The sequence below is a fragment of the Rhizobium sp. BK456 genome (assembly GCF_014194045.1).
Taxonomy (GTDB): Bacteria; Pseudomonadota; Alphaproteobacteria; order Rhizobiales; family Rhizobiaceae; genus Rhizobium; species Rhizobium redzepovicii.
The window spans coordinates 37,894-52,786 of sequence record NZ_JACIAO010000008.1 but is presented as its reverse complement, the minus strand read 5'-3'; the positions used below and the strand labels follow the sequence as shown (position 1 = coordinate 52,786).

The window sequence follows — 14,893 nt, the reverse complement described above, 5'->3', positions numbered from 1 at the left end:
TGGGCCAAGACGGGCCGTCCAACTGCCACCGGATACTGGAAGTAAAATGAAATTTCTCGACGAAGCAAAGGTCTATATCCGATCCGGAGACGGCGGCGGGGGCAGCGTTTCCTTCCGGCGCGAGAAATTCATCGAGTTCGGCGGCCCCGACGGCGGCGATGGCGGTCGTGGCGGCGATGTCTGGGTCGAGACCGTCAACGGCCTCAACACGCTGATCGATTTCCGTTTTCAGCAGCATTTCAAGGCGACGATCGGCACCCATGGCATGGGCAGGAACCGCACCGGCGCCAATGGCAGCGACGTGACGCTCAAGGTTCCCGTCGGAACCCAGATCTTCGAGGAAGACCGGGAAACGCTGATCTGCGATCTCACCGTCGAAGGTCAGCGTTACTGCCTCGCCCATGGCGGCAATGGCGGCTTCGGCAACGCTCATTTCAAGACCTCGACCAACCAAGCGCCGGATTGGGCCAATCCCGGCCTGCCCGGCGAGGAAAAGACCATCTGGCTGCGGCTGAAGCTGATTGCCGATGCCGGCCTCGTCGGCATGCCCAATGCCGGTAAGTCGACCTTCCTGGCATCAGTCACCCGCGCCCGGCCGAAGATCGCCAATTATCCCTTCACCACGCTGCACCCCAATCTCGGCGTCGCCACCATCGACGAGCGGGAATTCATCCTGGCCGACATTCCGGGCCTGATCGAAGGCGCCCATGAGGGCGTCGGCATCGGCGACCGTTTCCTCGGCCATGTCGAGCGCACCCGCGTGCTGCTCCATCTCGTCTCCGCCCAGGAGGAAAAGGTCGGCAAGGCCTATAAGACGGTGAAGCACGAGCTCGAAGCCTATGGCAACGATCTGACGGACAAGCCCGAGATCGTGGCGCTGTCGCAGATCGACGTGCTCGACGAAGCCGAACTGAAGAAAAAGACGAAGGAATTGGCCAAGGCCTGCGGCAAGACGCCGTTCCAGATTTCGGCCGTCACCGGCAAGGGCATGACCGAGGTGCTGCGTGCGCTGCGCGACATCATCGTCGAAGAAAATGCCGAGGAAAAGCCGGCCAAGGTGCCGAAGCTGCGCCATCGCGACATTGCTGTCGCCGATGAGGCTGAGGACCTTGGCGAGGATGGGGCCGATGACCAGCCGTAAGCCGCTCGGCCGCTACCGCCGCATCGTCATCAAGATCGGCTCGGCCCTGCTGGTCGATCGCAAGGCCGGGCTGAAAAAGGCCTGGCTTGACGCCATGTGCGCCGACATTGCGGGGCTGAAGGCCAAGGGCATCGACGTGCTCGTCGTATCCTCCGGCGCCATCGCGCTCGGCCGCTCGGTGCTCGACCTGCCGTCCGGCGCGCTGAAACTGGAGGAAAGCCAGGCGGCGGCGGCCGTCGGCCAGATCGCGCTGGCCCGCGCCTGGTCGGAAAGCCTGTCGCACGGCGAGATCGTCGCCGGCCAAATCCTGCTGACGCTCGGGGATACCGAGGAGCGCCGCCGTTATCTCAATGCGCGCGCCACCATCAATCAGCTTTTGAAAATCGGCGCCGTGCCGATCATCAACGAGAACGATACGGTCGCCACCAGCGAAATCCGCTATGGCGACAACGACCGCCTGGCTGCCCGCGTCGCGACGATGACCGGCGCCGACCTGCTCGTCCTTTTGTCCGATATCGACGGCCTCTACACCGCGCCGCCGCATCTCGATCCGAACGCGACGTTTCTGGAGACGATTTCCGAAATCACCCCGGAGATCGAGGCGATGGCCGGCGGCGCGGCTTCCGAGCTTTCGCGCGGCGGCATGCGCACCAAGATCGATGCCGGCAAGATCGCCACGACATCGGGCTGCGCCATGATCATCGCCTCCGGCAAGACTGAAAGCCCACTGTCGGCGATCGAAAACGGCGCCCGTTCTTCCTGGTTCGCGCCGTCGGGCACGCCGGTCACCGCCCGCAAGACCTGGATCGCCGGACAGTTGCAGCCGGCCGGCGAACTGCGTGTCGATGACGGCGCCGTCACCGCCCTCGGCGCCGGCAAGAGCCTGCTTCCGGCCGGTGTGCGCGGCGTTTCCGGCCTGTTCAGCCGCGGCGATACGGTGGCGATCGTCGGCCCTGAAGGTCGTGAGATCGCCCGCGGGCTTGTCAGCTACGATGCCGAGGATGCCCGCCGGATTGCCGGCCGCAAGTCGGCGGAGATCGAGGCCATTCTCGGTTATCCTGGCCGTGCCGCCATGGTCCATCGCGACGACATGGTGATGACCGCGCAGATCAGACAGAAATCGGAAAGGCAGAAGAAGGACGCGGCCCATGCTTGATACCGTTGCGCTAAGCCCTGACATTGACGCGCTGATGAACGACATCGGCCGCAAGGCAAAGGCTGCCGCGCGACCGCTGAGCTTTGCGTCCACCGAGGTCAAGAACAGGGCGCTGAACGCCATGGCCGATGCGATCTTCGCCAACAAGGCGGAGATCCTTGCCGAGAATGCCAAGGATTTGAAAGACACCGAAGGCAGCGAGATGCTCGCCTCCTTCGTCGACCGGCTGACGCTGAACGACAAACGCGTTGCCGAGATGGCCGAGGGAATCCGCGCCATTGCCGCCCTTGCCGACCCGGTCGGCGAAGTCATCGCCGCCTGGGACCGGCCGAACGGGTTGAAGATCGAGCGCGTCCGTACGCCGCTCGGCGTCATCGGCGTCATTTTCGAAAGCCGGCCGAACGTCACCGCCGATGCCGGCGCCCTCTGCCTCAAGGCGGGCAATGCCGTGATCCTGCGCTGCGGTTCGGATTCGCGCCGTTCATCGCAGGCGATCCATGCCTGCCTGGTCAAGGGTCTGAAGGCGGCGGGACTTCCAGAGCATGCTATTCAGCTCGTGCCCGTCACCGACCGCGCGGCCGTCGGCGCCATGCTGCGCGGCTTGGACGGAGCGATCGACGTCATCGTGCCGCGCGGCGGCAAGAGCCTTGTCGCCCGCGTGCAGAGCGAGGCCCGCGTGCCGGTTTTCGCCCATCTCGAGGGCCTCTGCCATATCTATGTCGATGGCTCGGCCGATATCGAGATGGCCAAGCAGATCGTCGTCAATGCCAAAATGCGCCGCACCGGTATCTGCGGCGCGGCTGAAACCCTGCTTGTCGATGGCGCCGCGATCGGCACGCATCTGACGCCGCTGCTCGAGGTGCTCACCGCGGCCGGCTGCGAGGTCCGCGCTTCGCCGACGGTGCTGAAGGTCGCCCCCGGCCTGAAGCCTGCGACCGAGGAGGACTGGTCGACCGAATATCTCGACGCGATCATCTCGGTCGCCGTCGTCGACGGCATATCCGGCGCGATCGCCCATATCCAGAACTACTCCTCGAATCATACCGAGGCTGTGATCGCCGAGGACCACGATGTCGTGGCGCGGTTCTTCACCGAAGTCGATTCGGCGATCCTGCTGCACAATGCCTCGACGCAATTTGCCGATGGCGGCGAGTTCGGCATGGGCGCGGAGATCGGCATTGCTACCGGCAAGATGCATGCCCGCGGCCCGGTCGGCGTCGAGCAGCTGACGTCGTTCAAATATCGGGTGCACGGCGCCGGACAGACGCGGACCTGACGTGACGACGGAGAGTCTGGACCGGCATTATCTCCGCATGCCGCACAGCGAGCGCGGCATGGTCGTCGGTCTGTTCGGCGGTTCGTTCAACCCGCCGCACCAGGGCCACGCGCTGGTCGCCGAGATTGCCATCAAGCGGCTCGGCCTCGACCAGCTCTGGTGGATGGTCACCCCCGGCAATCCGCTGAAGAGCCGCAACCACCTGGCACCGCTTGCCGAGCGCATTGCCGAAAGCGAGCGTGTCGCCGCCGATCCGCGCGTCAAGGTTACCGCCTTCGAACAGGCGCTGGGCGTCAGCTACACCGCCAATACGCTCGCCCGCGTCAAGGCTCGCAATCCGCATGCGCATTTCATCTGGATCATGGGCGCCGACGGCCTGCAGACCTTCCACAAATGGCAGAAATGGCAGGAAATCGTCCGAACCTTCCCGATCGCGGTGATCGACCGGCCGGGCGCCACGCTCTCCTATCTCTCCTCGAAAATGACGAGGACCTTCGATTTCGCCCGCGTCGACGAGGACGACGCGCGTATTCTCTGGAAGAAACCCGCGCCGGCCTGGACCTTCATCCACGGCCCGCGCTCCGGGCTGAGTTCGACAGCAATCCGCAACGGCGCGCTGCCGGGCAGTTCCGAATAGGCTGATTTTCAAGGAAATCCTAGAAACGAGAAAGCCCGACGGGGGAGGATCCGTCGGGCTTATAAACTCGATCGACAACTGGGAGGAGGAGTGTTGTCGACCCTATCGAACGGCTATGGGAGGAGGAGAAAGCCGTTTCGATGACTATGTTTTATCATATTCCGCAGGAAGGTGAATATCGATTTGTGCAATGCAGCAATGCGAGCGATGCAATCCTATCGAGGACGAACTGGGGAATGCTGCCGTTTTTATCGGCAGGCCAGACACCCTTTGCCCGGCTGGGCCCATAGCATCTCGTCTGGTATCCCCGTGCCAGTTACGCGCCCGCATATGGTTTTTCTCCGAAACCCCGGCGCTTCCTGATTCCGTGAATGGCGGGTGCCCAGCCGATACGGTTATATTTTGTTGGATATATCCCTGGCCAAGTCATGAGCATCGTTATATTCGTCGCAATATTTCGATCCCTGGGGAGTAAATCATGCAGAACCGCCGCCAATGGATGAAACTGGCAACCACCGCAATCACCGCTATCTGGCTTGGAGCAGCCGCGCTTCCGACGCCGGCCGCAGCCGCCGACAAGCTCACCGTCTTTGCGGCGGCGAGCCTCAAGGATGCGCTCGATGCCGCCAATGCCGCCTGGGCCAAGGAAAGCGGCAAGGAAGCCGTCACCTCCTATGCGGCAAGCGGGGCACTGGCCAAGCAGATCGAAAACGCGGCACCCGCCGATGTCTTCATCTCGGCCGACCTTGCCTGGATGGACTACCTCGCCGAGAAGAACCTCATCAAGGCCGATACCCGTTCGAATCTGCTTGGAAACCGGATGGTGCTCGTTGCCGAGAAGGCCAAGGCAAAACCGGTCGAGATCAAGCCGGGCTTCGATCTCGCAGCGCTTCTGGGTGATGGCAAACTGGCGATGGGTGAGCCGAAATCGGTCCCGGCCGGCAAATACGCCATGGCCGCCCTCGACAAACTCGGCGTCTGGAAATCCGTGGAAAGCAGGGTCGCCGGCGCCGAAAGCGTCCGCGCCGCCCTCGCCCTCGTCTCCCGCGGCGAAGCGCCCTACGGCATCGTCTATCAAACGGATGCCGCCGCGGATAAGGGTGTCGCCGTCGTCGGCACCTTCCCGGCCGATTCCCATCCGCCGATCATTTACCCGGTCGCCATTCTTGCCGAGAGCAAAAACCCGGATGCCGCAGCCTATCTCGACTTCCTGAAATCCGACAAAGCCGCCGCCTTCTTCACGGCGCAGGGTTTTACCATCCTTAGTGATTGAAGCGGCCAAATGATTGCGGAATCAACAGTGACAGCTTAGCGTGAAGGCTCACTTAGGCGAGCCTCCTGTCCGGTTCGAGCCAATGGCTGCCCCTCACCCTAACCCTCTCCCCGCTCGCGGGGAGAGGGGACGTGCCCTGCGAAAGGTTGGCGAGGGACGGAGAGGTCGCGGCATATCCCCTTCGCCCCGTTTGGGGAGAAGGTGGCGGCAGCCGGATGACGGGCAGACACCGAGTGATACCGAATTTCCGGGGGAGATAGCTGCATTTGGACATCTTCGGCCTGAGCAACGAGGAATGGACGGCGATCCTGCTCAGCCTGCGCGTCTCTTTTGTCGCCATGCTGGCGAGCCTGCCCTTCGGCATTCTCGTCGCTCTGCTGCTTGCCCGCGGCCGCTTCTGGGGCAAGTCGGTGCTGAACGGCATCGTGCACCTGCCGTTGATCCTGCCCCCCGTCGTCACCGGCTTCCTTCTTCTCATCCTGTTCGGTCGCCGCGGTCCGGTCGGCAGCCTGCTCGACCAGTATTTCGGCATTGTCCTTTCCTTCCGCTGGACGGGCGCGGCACTCGCCTGCGCCGTCATGGCCTTTCCGCTGATGGTGCGCAGCATCCGCCTGTCGATCGAGGCTGTTGACCGCAAGCTGGAAGAGGCGGCAGGAACCCTTGGCGCCGGTCCCGCCTGGGTGTTTTTGACGATCACCCTGCCGCTGACGCTGCCCGGCATCATCACCGGCATGATACTGTCCTTCGCCAAGGCGATGGGTGAATTCGGCGCGACGATCACCTTCGTCTCCAACATTCCCGGCGAAACCCAGACGCTGTCGGCAGCGATCTACACGTTTACCCAGGTGCCGGGCGGCGATGCCGGCGCACTGCGGCTGACAGCCGTCGCCATCGTCATTTCCATGGCCGCGCTGCTCGCCTCCGAATTCCTCGCCCGCCTCGCCGGCCAAAGGATCGATCCCGAATGACGCTGATCGTCGCGGCAAAACAGAGGCTCGGCGGCTTTTTGCTCGACGCCGCCTTCACCTCCGAGCGTGGCGTCACCGCACTATTCGGCCGCTCCGGCTCCGGCAAGACCTCGATGATCCGCATCATCGCCGGCCTCGCCCGCCCCGACGAAGGCCGCGTTATCCTTGACGGCGAGGCCTTGACCGAAACCGCAACCGGCACTTTCGTCCCAAAACATCGCCGCCGCTTCGGTTATGTCTTCCAGGAGGCGCGGCTTTTCCCGCATCTCAGCGTCCGCGCCAATCTTTCCTACGGCCGCTGGTTCACGGCGAAGACCGTAGGCGGGGAAGACTTCGATCGCATCGTCGACCTGCTCGGCATCGAGCCGCTGCTGGAGCGCAGCCCGGCAAAACTTTCCGGCGGCGAGAAGCAGCGTGTCGCCATCGGCCGCGCCCTTCTCTTTGCGCCCCGCCTGCTGCTGATGGACGAGCCGCTGGCGGCCCTCGACGAGGCGCGCAAGGCCGAGATCCTGCCCTATCTGGAGCGATTGCGCGATCAGACCGAAATTCCGATCATCTATGTCAGCCATTCGATCGCGGAGGTGGCGCGGCTGGCAAACCAGGTAATCGTCCTCAGCGACGGCAAGGTGGAAGCGACCGGCCCGGCCGTCGACATCTTGAGCCGTCCCTCTGCGGCGGCCGACCGGAAAGAGGCGGGCGCGCTGCTCGAAGGCATCGTCGAAAGCTTCGATGCCCATCACCGCCTGTCGACCGTCGCGCTGAAATCCTCGCAGCTGCATATTCCGGGCGCAGCGCTTGCGCCAGGCAGACCGGTGCGCATCCGAATTCCATCGCGCGACGTCATGCTGGCGACCGTCAGGCCCGAGGGCCTCAGCGCGTTGAACATTCTCGAAGGCAGGATCGAAGCCATATCTTCGGACGAGGACGGAACCGTCGAAATCCGGATCGACTGCGGCGGCAACGCCATTCTTTCGCGCATTACCGCATTGTCCTGCGAGCGCCTCGATCTTCGCCCCGGCAAGACCGTCTTCGCCGTCATCAAGACGGTTGCTTTGGAGGCCTGATCCGTTCTCTACAGACCGCGTTTTGCTTCGAGCCAGGCGAGATCTTCGGCGAGGCTCTCGCGCATCGTCTTTTCCATCCGGCGAAAACGCTCGAGCAATTCTTCCCCGAACGGCGTCAGCGCCGCGCCGCCGCCCTTCTGACCGCCGCGCTGCGGCTCCACCACCTGTTCAGAGAACATTCGGTTCATCTCGCTGACCAGCAGCCATGCGCGCCGATAGGACATGTCCATCGCCCGGCCCGCCGCCGAGATCGATCCGGTCGCGCGGATATGCTCCAGGAGCTCCATCTTGCCGTGGCCGAGCCGATCCTCATCCGGGAAGCTGATTCGCAGGACGGGCACGAGTGTTTTTGCGGCTGGATCGGTCATCGAATCGTGAAATCGTGAAATTTGGCGCACTTTACGCGGCGGTACGGAAACTGTACACCGCCTGCACCAGCAGCCCGCGCGGCAATATTCTTCAATTCGGACGCCAGATCGGATTTTCGGCCGTTCTGTATCTTAGCACGTCTTGAAACATTAATGGTTTGATGCCTATCTTAACCATGATCCGGTCTCGATCGGATCTCGTGTTGTGCATGGTTTGTCATTCCAGGAAAGGGAAAGCACTGACAACAGTACACGCCAAGGGAAAAACGTTCGCCGTTATCCCGAAGAGTGCGGAACGTGGCGCCGATGCCGCCGCCCGTGCCCTAGAAACCGTCCTCGCCAGCCTCGAGGACTCCAAAGCTGAAGATATCGTCACCATCGACATTGCCGGAAAATCGGCGCTGGGAGACTACATGATCGTCGTCTCCGGCCGATCGAACAGGCACGTCATGGCGATCTCGGATCACCTGCTCACCGACCTGAAGGACGACGGCCTCGGCACGGCCCGCGTCGAAGGCCAGGAAGGCGGCGATTGGGTGCTGATCGACACCGGTGACATTATCGTGCATGTGTTCCGTCCTGAAATCCGCGAGTTCTACAACATCGAAAAGATGTGGGCGGCTCCGGATATGGATGAAGAAACGCGGCACTGACAGGCAGGCCGGCATTCTGTCCGGCGCCTGAACGTAGCATTGGCTGGCCGGGCAATATGAAAACCGGCCGGCGGCGCCTTGTGCGCCCGATGTGCCGCATCAGCGGGAGCGGATGAATGCGAATTGGTCTTTTTGCGGTGGGACGGCTGAAATCCGGCCCCGAAAAGGATCTTGCGGCCCGTTATTTCGACCGTTTCGCCAAGGCCGGCCCTGCCGTCGGCCTCGAACTTGCCCGTGTTGCCGAAGTGGCCGAAAGCCGCGCCTCCAATGCGGAAACCCGCAAGCGCGAGGAAGCGGCACTGCTTCTGAAATCGCTTGCCGATGGCAGCATCCTCATTCTTCTCGACGAACGCGGCAAGGCGCTCGACAGCGAAGCCTTCGCGGGCCTGCTCGGCGCCTATCGCGACCAGGGCAAACGCGACCTGACGATCGCCATCGGCGGCGCTGACGGCCTCGATCCCTCCCTCTACGACCGTGCCGACGCCACCCTTTGTCTGGGCAGGATGACATGGCCGCATCAGCTCGTGCGCACGCTGATCGCCGAACAGCTCTATCGCGCCGTGACCATCCTGTCCGGCCACCCCTATCACCGCGTCTGATGCTCCAGCGCTCGGCAATTCGCATTGTCACGCAGCCGTGTTCCGCCTGCCGGCCGTTGGCCCTCAAACTTTCTGGCAAAGCGCGCCAAATCAGCTTAGTCTCCGCGCGATTTGAGAAAGTGCCCTAACACGCATGACGAGAGAAGCAACCAGGCGACACCGCATGATCCTGCCGGCTATCGCGGCCGGTGTCGGTGTGGCGGTGGTTGCCGTGTCGGCAAATCCCTTCATCGTCCGGGCGCAGGATGCCGCACCTGAAGCGGCGCAATCTGCGCCGCAGCCGGCAGCCGAGCCGCCGCCGCCCGACCCGGCCGCCGAGCTGGCCGCCAAACGGGACAAGACCCGTGCCGAACTGGAAATTCTGTCGAAAACGATCAGTCTTTCCAGCGACAAGGTGAGCGCGCTTCAACAGAGTATCGCCGATCTGGACAAGAGCACGCAAAGCATCCGCCAAGCGCTGATCGAGTCCGCCGCCCGCCGCAAGGCGCTCGACAAGCAGATCCTTGCAAGCGAGAAGAAGCTTGCCGATCTCGGCGTCAAGGAGGATGGCATCCGCCGGTCCCTGCACGAGCGCCGCGGCCTTCTGGCCGAGGTGCTGGCAGCGCTCCAGCGCATGGGCCGCAACCCGCCGCCCGCTTTGCTCGTCACCCCCGATGACGCGCTCGCCTCGGTGCGCAGCGCCATCCTGCTCGGCGCCGTCGTGCCCGGCATCCGCAAGGAGACCGACAAGCTTGCCGCAGACCTAGCAAGCCTTGCCGCCTTGCAGACAGCAAGCGCTGCCGAAAAGGCCGGCCTGACCGCGACGATGACCGATGGTATCGAGGAAGAGCGGCGCATGGACCTGCTGCTTGCCGAAAACGACAAGCTCAGCCGCAGCAATGCCGCCGAACTCGAGGCCGAGAAGAAACGCTCCGAGGAACTGGCGGGCAAGGCGACCAGCCTCGAAGGTCTTGTCGCCTCAATGGAATCCGAGATCGCTTCGGTGCGCGATGCGGCTGCGGCCGCCCGCCAGGCGGAGGAGAATCGCAAGCTGATGACCGACGAGCAGCGCGCCCAGGCCAAGGCATTGGCCGACAGCGGCGTGCCCGATAAAAACCGCATTGCGCCCGCATATCCCTTCGGAGAATTGAAGGCGAAATTGGAGGTGCCCGTTGCCGGCGATATCCTGCGCCAGTTCGGCGATGCCGACGGCACCGGACACGAGGCAATGGGAATGACGGTCGCCACCAATCCGGAGACGGTGGTGACGGCGCCTGCCGATGGCCTGGTGGTTTTCGCCGGCGCCTTCCGCAGTTACGGCCAGATGATCATCCTCGACACCGGCGATGGCTACCACTTGGTTCTCTCGGGAATGGAGACGATCAATACCCGTCAGGGAAAATTCGTTTTCGCCGGCGAGCCGCTCGCCGTGATGGGCGCGAAAAGAGTGGCAAGCGCAACTGCATTGGCGCTGGAAACGGACCGGCCAACGCTTTACATTGAATTTCGAAAGGACGGTAAACCGGTCGATTCCCGACCGTGGTGGACCGCCAAAGACATTGGAAAGGCACGCAATGATTCGTAGGGCTTCTCTTGTTCTGGTCGGCGCATTGATGGGTGCGACCGCCATGAGCGTCATTTACTCGGCGGGTGTGCCGGCAGAAGCGGCCGGATCGTCCACGTACAAGGAACTCTCGGTGTTCGGCGATGTCTTCGAGCGTGTGCGCGCCCAATACGTGACGCCGCCGGCCGAAGACAAGCTGATCGAGAACGCCATCAACGGCATGCTTTCCTCTTTGGATCCGCATTCGAGCTACATGAATGCGAAGGACGCCGAGGATATGCGCACCCAGACCAAGGGTGAGTTCGGCGGCCTTGGCATCGAAGTCACGATGGAAGACGAACTCGTCAAGGTCATCACCCCGATCGACGATACGCCCGCCGCCAAGGCCGGTGTTCTCGCCGGTGATTACATTTCCGAGATCGACGGCCAGTCCGTGCGCGGCCTGAAGCTCGAGGACGCGGTCGAGAAGATGCGCGGTGCCGTCAACACGCCGATCAAGCTGACGCTGATCCGCAAGGGCGCCGACAAGCCGATCGAGCTGACGATCGTCCGTGACGTCGTCGCCGTCCAGGCCGTCAAGTCGCGTGTCGAGGACGATGTCGGCTATCTCCGCATCATCTCCTTCACCGAGAAGACCTATCCCGACATGGAAAAGGCGATCAAGAAGATCAAGGACACGGTTCCGGCCGATAAGCTGAAGGGTTATGTCCTCGACCTGCGCCTCAATCCGGGCGGTCTGCTCGATCAGGCGATCAACGTCTCCGACGCCCTCTTGCAGCGCGGCGAAGTCGTCTCGACCCGCGGCCGCAATCCCGATGAAACCCGCCGTTTCAATGCCGGTCCTGGCGACCTGACCGATGGCAAGCCGGTTATCGTGCTGATCAACGGCGGTTCGGCTTCCGCATCGGAAATCGTCGCCGGCGCCCTTCAGGATCTGCGCCGCGCCACCGTTCTCGGCACGCGCTCCTTCGGCAAGGGCTCCGTCCAGACGATCATTCCGCTCGGCGAAAACGGCGCGCTGCGCCTGACCACGGCGCTCTACTACACGCCGTCGGGCCGCTCGATCCAAGGCACCGGCATCACCCCCGACATCAAGGTCGAAGAGCCGCTGCCCGAGGAACTGCAGGGCAAGATGGTGACCGAAGGCGAATCCAGCCTGCGCGGCCATATCAAGGGCCAGAGCGAGACCGACGAAGGTTCGGGCTCCGTTGCCTATGTGCCGCCGGATCCGAAGGACGACGTCCAGCTGAACTACGCGCTCGATCTGCTGCGTGGCAAGAAGACCGATCCGGCCTTCCCGCCGAACCCTGATAAGGCGGTCGTCGCCAAGTAATCATCACCTCAAGGCCGGGCACCGCCCGGCCTTGACCCTTTCTGCTGTTTCCCGGTTTTGGAGCGGGTGAAAAATTGGGAACGGACCTGCATGCGCCTTTGGGCCGCAACCGCAAAGCCGGCCGCCGGCGCCCGGGTGTTCTGCGCCTCGGCCGCATCGCCGCCAGTCTTTGTCTTTTCGCGATAGGCGGCTTTTCCCTCTATACGGCGTTTCGCGGCGATGGGCTCGAACGCACCAAACCACCGGCGGCCGGAGAGGCCGCAACGCCACCCTCCAATACCGCTCAGCCACCGGCGACGACCACCAACCAGGCGGCGGACGGCATGCCGCGCGCCGAACCGCGCTCGGGCGCCAATGTCGAACAGACGGTCACCGGCGACGGCTCCGTCGTCACCAAATACAGCCCCCGCCCGCGCGACGGCAGCGGGCCAGTGCTGGTGGATGCCATGCAGATCGGCCAGGATCCGCGCATGGCGGCCCAGCCGAATGAAGCACTGCTCGAAGACACCCCTTTCGGCAGGCTGCCGATCGTCGGTCCCGATGGCCGACGGCCGATGGACCAATATGCCCGTCCCTCGTCCGGCGCGCGTGGCGTCCGCATCGCCATCGTCGTCAGTGGCCTCGGGCTCAGCCAGACCGGGACGCAGCGCGCCATCGCCGAATTGCCTGAGGAAATCACCTTCGCCTTTGCCGCAAGCGGCAACAGCCTGCAGCGCTGGATGCAGGAAGCCCGCCGCGGCGGCCACGAGATTCTTCTGCAGGTGCCGCTCGAGCCCTTTGATTACCCGGCGAATGATCCCGGCCCGGAAACGCTGATGACCACGAAACCCGTGGCCCGCAATATCGAGAACCTGCACAAGGCGATGGGCGAGATCACGAATTACACCGGCGTCATGAATTATCTCGGCGGTCGTTTCCTGTCCGATTCCACCGCCATGGAACCTGTCATGCGTGATATCGGCAAACGCGGGCTGCTGTTCCTCGACGACGGCACCTCGGCGCAGTCGAAGACGGCTGATGTCGCCAAGGGAACGGAACTGCCCTATGCCTTCGCCGACCTGCAGCTCGACGGCCAGCTCGATATCAACGCCGTCCTGAAGAAGCTTGACGAGCTCGAGCGCATCGCGCGCAAGAATGGCCAGGCGATCGGCGTCGCCTCGGCTTTCGATGAAAGCGTCGACGCCATCGCCAAATGGAGCGAGGAGGCTGCGATGCGCGGCATCGAGATCGTCGGCGTCGCCGCCCTTTCCAACGACCCCCGGAACCCTTGAGATCAGTCTCTTAAGCGAATCCCTGAACGGAGAAGAAGATGAGCCAGGCGACCGTGAAAGCCGAGGACCTGCCCTACCGCCCCTGCGTCGGCGTGATGATCCTGAACCGCGACGGCCTCGTCTGGGCCGGGCGGCGCATTCCCGACGGCAATTCGGAATATGACGGCTCGCCGCAGCTCTGGCAGATGCCCCAGGGCGGCATCGACAAGGGCGAGGATCCGTTGGACGCCGCCTATCGCGAGCTCTACGAAGAGACCGGCATCAAGACGGTGACCCTGCTTGCCGAAGCGGGCGACTGGATCAACTATGATCTGCCGCCGGCATTGATCGGTATCGGATTGAAGGGAAAATTCCGCGGCCAGACGCAGCGCTGGTTCGCCTTCCGCTTCGACGGCGACGACAGCGAGATCGCCATTAATCCGCCGCCCGGCGGCCACGAGCCGGAATTCGATGCCTGGGAATGGAAGCCGATGCAGGAACTGCCCAGCCTGATCGTCGCTTTCAAGCGGGGCGTGTACGATCAGGTCATCGCCGAATTCCAGCATCTGGCGACACTGCAATCGGAAGACTGATCATGCCGGAGTGACGCCTCCGTTTGCGCTCGGCAAGCGGCAGGAGTTCCGGCCGCCCAAAGGCGGCCGGCATCTCGTGGTAGCTTATTCTGCCTCGTTGGCGGAATCCGCGTTCAGCTGGCCGTATTTGCTCTCGCCGATTTTCCCGAGTAGATCGAGCTGCGTTTCGAGGAAGTCGATATGGCCTTCCTCATCCATCAGCAGTTCTTCGAAGAGCTTCATGGAAACGTAGTCGCCAGCTTCGTGACAGATATCGCGCGACTTCTTGTAGGCTGCGCGGGCGTCGTATTCGCCGGCAAGATCGGCCTCCAGCACTTCCTTGACGTTCTGGCCGATGCGCAGAGGTGCAAGGGTCTGCAGATTAGGATGGCCTTCGAGGAAAATGATGCGCGCAACAAGCCGGTCGGCATGATGCATCTCTTCGATCGATTCGGCGCGCTCCTTCTTGGCGAGCTTGGTGTAACCCCAATCCTCAAGAAGACGATAATGAACCCAATATTGATTAACCGCCCCGAGCTCGAGGAACAACGCCTCATTAAGCCGCTCGATGACTTTTTTGTCGCCTTTCAATGTCCGCTCTCCTGTTTTCCTCATGGAATTGTTTCAAGCGGGACATGAAATCAAATATTTCCGTCTCCGTCGAGTGGCGACGGGCGTGATACTCCTCCGTCGTCTGGATAATGATGTCGACGACGTTGGGGAAACAGCCGCAGCAACGGCCGCGTTTTTCCATAGCGTGATATACCTTCGCCGGCACGATAAGCTGCCAACAGTCTTCATCGAGAAGGTTGGTGATAACCTCGCGGATTTCCTTGTCGGTTATATAATTGCAGCTGCAGACAAGCACGTCTTCATTCCAAACATGACACTGACTATCGTGTTTTCTGCTAAAGAAGATGGTGGCTGTCAAGAAAAAATTCGAGCCCCGCTTCATCGAACGCGGTGTCGGAATGACAAGCCAATGCATGTCGCCAGAGATTATGCAGTGCTTCCAGGGTGATGGCGCCATGAGGCAAGTGAAGGGGACCGACGACCCCGA

At 62.7% G+C, this 14,893-nt stretch carries 16 protein-coding genes; 13 read left to right on the top strand and 3 right to left on the bottom strand.

The annotated features are described in order from the left end of the window. The first annotated feature begins 46 nt into the window (after positions 1-46). The 7 genes from obgE (at position 47) to modC (ending at position 7,515) form a co-directional block, all read left to right on the top strand. Positions 47-1,141, top strand: a complete 1,095-nt coding sequence (gene obgE / locus FHX03_RS21905) for a GTPase ObgE (protein WP_183778493.1) — start codon at positions 47-49, stop codon at positions 1,139-1,141. Beyond that, positions 1,128-2,297 (top strand): glutamate 5-kinase, encoded by a 1,170-nt coding sequence (gene proB / locus FHX03_RS21900; protein ID WP_097625151.1) that lies wholly within the window; start codon positions 1,128-1,130, stop codon positions 2,295-2,297. The genes obgE and proB overlap by 14 nt, the downstream gene beginning before the upstream one ends. After that, positions 2,290-3,573, top strand: coding sequence for a glutamate-5-semialdehyde dehydrogenase (locus FHX03_RS21895; RefSeq protein ID WP_183855429.1), 1,284 nt, complete (start codon positions 2,290-2,292; stop codon positions 3,571-3,573). Before proB ends, FHX03_RS21895 begins: the two co-directional genes overlap by 8 nt. Positions 3,574-3,610: 37 nt before the next feature. Beyond that, positions 3,611-4,210, top strand: a complete 600-nt coding sequence (locus FHX03_RS21890; RefSeq protein ID WP_246699286.1) for a nicotinate-nucleotide adenylyltransferase — start codon at positions 3,611-3,613, stop codon at positions 4,208-4,210. 478 nt (positions 4,211-4,688) lie between these two features. After that, a complete protein-coding gene (modA, locus tag FHX03_RS21885; protein ID WP_097625050.1) occupies positions 4,689-5,483 on the top strand; it encodes a molybdate ABC transporter substrate-binding protein in 795 nt (264 codons plus the stop codon). A 266-nt stretch (positions 5,484-5,749) separates the two neighbouring features. Then, positions 5,750-6,451 (top strand): molybdate ABC transporter permease subunit, encoded by a 702-nt coding sequence (gene modB, locus FHX03_RS21880; protein WP_097625051.1) that lies wholly within the window; start codon positions 5,750-5,752, stop codon positions 6,449-6,451. Beyond that, positions 6,448-7,515, top strand: coding sequence for a molybdenum ABC transporter ATP-binding protein (gene modC / locus FHX03_RS21875; protein ID WP_183855425.1), 1,068 nt, complete (start codon positions 6,448-6,450; stop codon positions 7,513-7,515). Before modB ends, modC begins: the two co-directional genes overlap by 4 nt. Positions 7,516-7,523: 8 nt before the next feature. Here the strand turns inward: modC and FHX03_RS21870 are convergent, their stop codons facing one another. Beyond that, positions 7,524-7,883: a winged helix-turn-helix domain-containing protein gene (locus tag FHX03_RS21870; RefSeq protein WP_183855423.1), complete on the bottom strand. Its 360-nt coding sequence runs from the start codon at positions 7,881-7,883 to the stop codon at positions 7,524-7,526. A 209-nt stretch (positions 7,884-8,092) separates the two neighbouring features. Here FHX03_RS21870 and rsfS point away from each other — a divergent pair, with 209 nt between their 5' ends. From rsfS to FHX03_RS21840, 6 genes are all read left to right on the top strand, one after another. Continuing rightward, complete coding sequence (rsfS, locus tag FHX03_RS21865) at positions 8,093-8,536, top strand: ribosome silencing factor (protein WP_003589592.1); 444 nt, start codon at positions 8,093-8,095, stop codon at positions 8,534-8,536. 116 nt (positions 8,537-8,652) lie between these two features. Continuing rightward, on the top strand, positions 8,653-9,135 hold the full coding sequence (gene rlmH / locus FHX03_RS21860) for a 23S rRNA (pseudouridine(1915)-N(3))-methyltransferase RlmH (RefSeq protein WP_183855421.1): 483 nt from the start codon (positions 8,653-8,655) through the stop codon (positions 9,133-9,135). Positions 9,136-9,298: 163 nt separating this feature from the next. After that, positions 9,299-10,699 (top strand): murein hydrolase activator EnvC family protein, encoded by a 1,401-nt coding sequence (locus FHX03_RS21855; protein WP_183855419.1) that lies wholly within the window; start codon positions 9,299-9,301, stop codon positions 10,697-10,699. Further along, positions 10,689-12,011 carry a S41 family peptidase gene (locus FHX03_RS21850; RefSeq protein ID WP_003543943.1) on the top strand — a complete coding sequence of 441 codons (1,323 nt, stop codon included), beginning with the start codon at positions 10,689-10,691 and terminating at the stop codon, positions 12,009-12,011. Before FHX03_RS21855 ends, FHX03_RS21850 begins: the two co-directional genes overlap by 11 nt. Positions 12,012-12,085: 74 nt before the next feature. Beyond that, complete coding sequence (locus FHX03_RS21845; RefSeq protein ID WP_183855418.1) at positions 12,086-13,282, top strand: divergent polysaccharide deacetylase family protein; 1,197 nt, start codon at positions 12,086-12,088, stop codon at positions 13,280-13,282. A gap of 38 nt (positions 13,283-13,320) precedes the next feature. Then, a complete protein-coding gene (locus FHX03_RS21840) occupies positions 13,321-13,854 on the top strand; it encodes an RNA pyrophosphohydrolase (RefSeq protein ID WP_097625057.1) in 534 nt (177 codons plus the stop codon). Positions 13,855-13,938: 84 nt separating this feature from the next. Here FHX03_RS21840 and bfr read toward each other — a convergent pair whose 3' ends face one another. Together bfr and FHX03_RS34570 are read right to left on the bottom strand one after the other, a co-directional pair. Beyond that, positions 13,939-14,424 carry a bacterioferritin gene (gene bfr, locus FHX03_RS21835; RefSeq protein ID WP_003589587.1) on the bottom strand — a complete coding sequence of 162 codons (486 nt, stop codon included), beginning with the start codon at positions 14,422-14,424 and terminating at the stop codon, positions 13,939-13,941. After that, positions 14,390-14,788: a (2Fe-2S)-binding protein gene (locus FHX03_RS34570; protein ID WP_082366254.1), complete on the bottom strand. Its 399-nt coding sequence runs from the start codon at positions 14,786-14,788 to the stop codon at positions 14,390-14,392. The genes bfr and FHX03_RS34570 overlap by 35 nt, the downstream gene beginning before the upstream one ends. Positions 14,789-14,893 lie beyond the last annotated feature (105 nt).